The organism is Candidatus Vampirococcus lugosii (genome assembly GCF_018420025.1).
Lineage (GTDB): Bacteria > Patescibacteriota > Gracilibacteria > Absconditabacterales > Absconditicoccaceae > Vampirococcus > Vampirococcus lugosii.
On the sequence record NZ_JAEDAM010000057.1, the window covers coordinates 1 to 6,493 of the forward strand.

At 21.0% G+C, this 6,493-nt stretch carries 5 protein-coding genes and 1 pseudogene; 3 read left to right on the forward strand and 3 right to left on the reverse strand.

Translation table 25 applies throughout. The features are described from left to right. From VAMP_RS04025 to VAMP_RS04035, 3 genes and pseudogenes are all read right to left on the reverse strand, one after another. Positions 1–976: pseudogene (locus VAMP_RS04025) on the reverse strand (hypothetical protein); the annotation flags it as partial. Positions 977–979: 3 nt separating this feature from the next. After that, the gene (locus VAMP_RS04030) at positions 980–1,771 is read right to left on the reverse strand and encodes a TRM11 family SAM-dependent methyltransferase (protein WP_213349594.1); all 792 of its coding nucleotides are present in this window, start codon (positions 1,769–1,771) and stop codon (positions 980–982) included. Positions 1,772–1,979: 208 nt separating this feature from the next. After that, complete coding sequence (locus tag VAMP_RS04035) at positions 1,980–2,525, reverse strand: DUF84 family protein (RefSeq protein ID WP_213349597.1); 546 nt, start codon at positions 2,523–2,525, stop codon at positions 1,980–1,982. 261 nt (positions 2,526–2,786) lie between these two features. On the opposite strand from VAMP_RS04035, the gene serS reads away from it, so the two are divergent. From serS to VAMP_RS04050, 3 genes are all read left to right on the forward strand, one after another. Further along, positions 2,787–4,049 (forward strand): serine--tRNA ligase, encoded by a 1,263-nt coding sequence (serS, locus tag VAMP_RS04040; RefSeq protein WP_213349600.1) that lies wholly within the window; start codon positions 2,787–2,789, stop codon positions 4,047–4,049. 96 nt (positions 4,050–4,145) lie between these two features. Next, positions 4,146–4,892, forward strand: coding sequence for a hypothetical protein (locus VAMP_RS04045; RefSeq protein ID WP_213349603.1), 747 nt, complete (start codon positions 4,146–4,148; stop codon positions 4,890–4,892). 10 nt (positions 4,893–4,902) lie between these two features. Continuing rightward, positions 4,903–6,129, forward strand: a complete 1,227-nt coding sequence (locus VAMP_RS04050) for a hypothetical protein (RefSeq protein WP_213349606.1) — start codon at positions 4,903–4,905, stop codon at positions 6,127–6,129. Positions 6,130–6,493 lie beyond the last annotated feature (364 nt).

The following is a 6,493-nucleotide window of genomic DNA, read 5'->3' on the forward strand; positions in this document are numbered from 1 at the left end:
AATACTTTTTTACTTCTTCTTCAATATTTTCAATATCTTTTAAATTGTAAAAATCTAAAATTTTAAGTTTTTTTAAACTTATATTAAAAAGATAAACTTGTTCTCTCAATATTCTTAAAAAAGACTTTTGCTCCTCACCAATATCTGAAATATTTTCTTTTATTGCATTTATTGTTTCTTTAGTTTTTGAATTAAAGTATTCAAATAATCCATCAATTACATCTAATATTTTATTAAAATTATCAATATCAGCTTTTTTATATTCTGTAGAAAATTTTTCTATACTTTGTATCCTAGAATCTTCAATTTTTGATATACAACAAGGACACTCTTTTTCATTGATTCATAAGTATTCTTTTCATTGTATTTGCCAAGCAACATATCTACTATTTATAGAATTGTTTTTTAAATAATTACTATATCACAAAAAATCACTTCAAGGATTATTTATTTTTCTAGCAGATTCTAATCATTTAAATATAGTTGAACTTTGATTTATATCTCAACCTTGATTAATTTTTACAAAATCTAAAAAATTATCTGTATCGCTTATTAATTTATCTAAATCTGGATTTTCTTGAAAAGTTCATCTTAAATTTTTTACTAAATTGTCAACTTCTTGAATTCATTTTTTATAAGTTTCATTTTCTATAAAAATTGAAAAACTATTTTCTAAAATTTCATCTTTCTTAAAAGTATATTGTTTTATATAATCTTCATTAAAAATTTTTATTTTTTTAATATCTTCTAATCATAAAATTTCAGATTTTTTAGTATTATCACCAATATATTTATAAGGTTTTAATAATTTTTCATCTTCTTCATTTTTTTCTAAATAATATTTAAATGCCCTTGCAATAGTACTTTTTCAAGTTCAATTTATAGCATACTTGATATTTAACTTTTCTTTTTCTAATTTTATTACTCATTTTTCAATATTTCAACAATATTTTAATTCTATATTTAATTCAGCCATCCCTTACTTCTTAAAAATTAAAATATATTCATGTTTAAAAATATAATAATCGCTATTTAAAGCTCTATATCTCCAAATTCAACCACTTCAAATTTTTCATCTATTTCACTCCATATTTTTTACAATAATTGATTTTAGTTTAAATCAGACTTTTTGAGCTTCGTTCATACATTGAAACCCGAGTGGAATCCATTCGCTATTTGCATATTTATCTCAAATAACCACTCACATATATCAACCTGATTTTAACAATTCAAAACTATTTTGCAAAACATTATGAAACATATTTAAAAAATCTTGCAAATTTCAAGCATTTGATAAATCTTTTTTATCTTCACTAAACTTGATTATATCAAAATAAGGAGGATGTAAAAGCACTAAATCAACTCAAGTTTTTTTATGATGTTTTAGTATTTTTTGAATATCTTTTTTTGTTTCTTCGCTTCCACTATCTCATAATCAAAAATGCTTTTGTATTTTATCTGATGCAATAAGTTCTTTAGCTCTTGCAACAAGTTCTTCTTTTAAATCAATTCAAATAATATTTCTTTCCAACTTTTCACATTCAATTGCAGTTGTCCCACTTCACAAAAATAAATCCAAAACCCATCATCATTTTTTGGTATATCTTTTTATTAGTTGATAAGGAATTTGTGGCACAAAATTTCAATGATAAAAATTACTATGTTTTCAGCTTTTGTCTCTTTCATTTATTATCCAAAGACTATCAGTCAAAATATCTTCATATTTTTTCCAATTACCATTATTCAGATCTAAATCATTAAACTTTGGCATTTATATAAAGAATTTAATTATAAATATCAATATTTTTTTTATTAAATTTTAAAAATGTGATATTAATGAAAAAATATTTTTTCTAAAAAATAGAATATCTTTTTAGTTTATCAAAATAATCAGTTAGTAAATTAAATATACAAAAACATTAATTAATTTAATATTTCAATTTATTTTACTATATTAAATCATTATTTTAATATCAAAATTAAAGTTGATAATATTTGTTATAAAATGGTGCTATTGCTGCTTTAAATGCAATTGAGAATTCATCTTTTCTAGTAAACATATTATCAGACCAAGCTCACATACTTCAATTTTTACTTCTTATATTTAAAGATCAGGATAAATCTCACATTATATCTCAAAGTTCTTTTCATTTTATATAAAGTTCATTTTCTATTAATTTAGGGACTTCCATCATAGGAGAAAATCAGAAATGTCATTCTCAATCATTATTTAATACAAATACTATTCAAAATATATATTTTTTTCATAAAAAATCGCTTGTTCATCATTCTATTCATATATAATAATCTGCTTTTATTCATTTTTTTTGTAAGTTGTTAGCTCTGTTTTTTGCTCATTTCATTGTCTCTTCAATAGATAAAGGCATATCTGAAATATCTGAAGAGATTTTTTCTGTTATAAAAAATATTTCATTAAATATATTTGATAAATATGGAGTTTCTTTAATTCATTCTTTTATTCAATTAATTTTAGGTTCTCTTGTTGTTCATATTGCTATTATCATAATAATATATTTGTATAAAATTATAAATAATTATTAATATCTTTTTTATAAATATTTTCAAGCTTAATTTAAAATATTTAATTTAAAATTTAAAAACTATATTTTTTGCACAAAAAAATTTAATCAATTTGGTAAATAATTGTTTATAAATAATTATTTAGAAATTTTGTTCTATTAAAGATAAGTTTAAAATTAATTATATTGAAAAATAAAAAAAAATAAATATAAAAGATATATTTAATTATATTATAGAAATAATAAATGATAGATCTTAAAAAATTCCGTGAAAATTATGAATGGTATATCAAAAAAACTGAAGAGAAATGAATTAAATTAGATTTTCCAAAATTTATGGCAATGGATTTACAACTAAAACAAATAAAATTTGAATTAGACAATCTTAATCAAGAAAGAAATGAAATTTCAAAAGAAATTCCTAACTTGAAAAAAGAATGAAAAGATACTGAAAATCTTGTAAATAAAGTAAAAGATCTTAAATCTGAAATTGAAGACAAACAAAAAAAATATAATGAAATATATAATGACTTTTATGAAATTTATATTAGAATACCAAATCCTGCATTTGATGATGTTCATATTTGAAAATCTGATGAAGAAAATAAAGTTGCTTATTATGTATGAGAAAAACCAAAATTTAATTTTGAGCCATTAGCACATTATGAATTATTAGAAAAAAGAGATATGTTGGATCAATGAAGAAGTGCAAAAGTTTCTTGATCAAGATTTTATTATATTAAAGATTGATTAGTAAGACTAGAATTAGCTTTGATAAGTTATACTATTGATAAACTTAGTAAAAAATGATTTAGACCTATTATATGACCAAATTTAGTAAGATATAATTCTATGCTTTCTACAGGTTTTTTTCCAGCTGAAAAAAATGAAATATATACTGTAAATCCTGATGAAGATGATCTTTATTTAATATGAACATCTGAAGTTACTATGATAGCTCAACATATGGATGAAATTTTAGATGTTGATAAATTACCTTTGAGATATGTATCTTTTTCTCCTTGTTATAGAAGAGAAGCTTGAACTTATGGTAAAGATAGTAAATGAATGATAAGAGTACATCAATTTGAAAAAGTGGAAATGGTAAGTTTTACTAAACCTGAAGATAGTATTAAAGAACATGAATTGATTTATGAAATAGAAGAAGAAATAGTAAAAGAATTATGACTTCATTGTCAAAAAATAGATATTTGTACATGAGATCTATGATTTCATGCTGCAAAAAAATATGATTTGGAAGCTTGGTTTCCGTGATTGACTACATACAAAGAAATAACTTCTTGTAGTAATTGTACTGATTTCCAATCTAGAAGAGCAAAAATTAAAATGAAAGATGAAAAATCAAAAGATTTTGTTCATACATTAAACGGAACTGCAATAGCTCTTGCTAGAATAATGGCTTGTATTGTTGAAAATTATCAAACAAAAGATATGAAAATTGAAGTTCCTGAGGTTCTTAAAAAATATATTTGAGAAGAATATTTGTAATAAATATTTTAAATTTTATATAGATAATCTATTGAAAAAAATATTAAATTTATTAAATATTGTTAAGTTACATTTTTTATATATAAAATTAGTAAAATGTTAAAAAAACCTAATTTTTATATTTATTTTAGTTTTTTTTTGTTAATTTTTTATTTTGTTTTTTCATGAAATACAAATTCTTTTTCTTGGTTATCTTTTTGGACAGTTAATCAAAATATTAAAGTTTCCGAAAATTATATTAAAGATTTCTTGATTGATGATATGGCAATAAATTCTTTGTTGGCAAATTTAAGTGTTTGAAAATGAACTTATTCTCAAAAACACTTTTTGGCAAAATGAATTGATGCATCTCAAACAACTAAAAATTTATTGGAAACTAAAGAAAGTCAACTTTTGAAATGAACTTCTGATACTAAAGTAGTTTTGGAAGCTTATATAAATAATATAAGAAATACTGTCCTTGATAATCAACAAATTTTGAATAATTTAAGATATGAAAAATCTCAATTTGATCAAAAAAGAAATTTTTGTGATGAACAAAAAAAAATGTGAGATACTATGTTTTTTAATTGATTAGATCAAGATAATTCAGAACTTGCTATCAGATGACTTGAAACTTCTTTGGATAATTCGCCTTGTTATATTAACAATAGAGTATATTCAAATGTTTATGAAAATTTAATAAAAAAAATTGATTTTTATAATTCATTATTATCTAGGAAACAAGTGATTTTGGAAAATAATGTTGATTTGATATTAAATAATTTTGAATTGTTTGAAAATAATCAATTGGAAGAATTGGCAGGACTTAGAAATGAATTAAGATCTTTTAATATTAATTAAAATAAATACAATGAAAAAAATAATTTATTTAATAATATTTTTTGTTTTTGCATTATTTATTTATGTTCAAAAACAATTAGTATTAAATCCAAAAAGTATTGATATTTTATGATATAGTATAAATTTATCTAGTTATTACAAAGCTAATTATTTTTCATATTTTTATTATAGAGATAAAAATCCTAGATATGTTTTGGAAAATTGAATATCTTCAGATTATGTTGAATATTGTCATAATGAAGAAAAAAATTGTTTAATAATTCCACATCAAGAATCTTATTCATCTTATTTATGGATAACTAGTGTTCAATATGTTGGCTCTATGCTTCAATCAGATAGACTTAAAAATCTTTATGGTATTATAGATAATCTTACAAATATGTCTCCATATTGGACATATCCATATCAATTTGGACAACTTATGATTCCTATTGATAAAACTTTAAAAGCAAGTGATGAAAAAAAGAAAAAATCTTGGGATCAATCATTAATATTATGAAAAAAATGAATTAATTACAATTGTGATCAAAACAAAAAAAATGAAATATTAGCAATTTCTAATGAAGATTTTTTTAAAATAATGATTTCAAAAGATGAAAAATATGAAAAACTTAAAAATCCATGTAGTTCATATAATATTCCTTATCAACAATGATTTAATAGTTTCTTTCATAATTCAGATTGGGAAGATTCAGCACAAAATTTTAAATTAGCTAGTTTTCATGATTGAGTTCCTACTGCAAGTTCTTCTATGGTTTCAATTGTTGCTGGTAGAGGTTGACAACATATGCAAAGTTTACAATTATGGTTTTCTCAATTTATATCTCATATGGAAGAATTAGAAAAAGCGAAAAAAGAAGAACAAATAGAATTTTATGAAAATATGGCTGATGAAGCTATAACAAAAGCTATATTTGAACTTCAATTGCAATTACTTACTCAAATTGATGAATCATTATGAAATAAACATGATTGTTATCGTAATTATCAATGTATGTTAGATAATTGAATATTATCAGTAGCAGTAAAAGAAAATATAAATTATTGTATACAAAATACAGAATTTGAAGAATTAAAAGATATAGATTTTAATACAAATAATGCATTATGTTTTACTTTATCTAAAGCAATACAAGACTCTTACATAAATGAAAATTGAACTCTTATAAATCCACGAAACAAAAATCTTAAATTTAAATTTGATGATTATAATTATAATACTTGGTGGGTATGATAAATTTATTTAGTATATTATTTTAATAATAAATAAATGTTTATTGATTTATCAAGTAGCTTTACAATTGTCTTAATATAAGCTGTCAATCAATTTATTAATAATATTTACCTGAATATTTTTTTACAAATTTAAATACAATTAATATATATTATATAATTGAAAATTTTTCCGAAATAGAAATCAAAGAAATTATTTACAGAATTAACAAAATTCGCTTTTTTCTCTAATTTAGGTGTAGAAGATTAAATAAATTTTCTCTTGAAAATAAATAATTATTATTTATATTGAAATTACATTTATATTTTAAAAAATTTGTATGAGAAAATTGTTGTTATTACTAGTACTTTGACTTATTCCGGTTTTT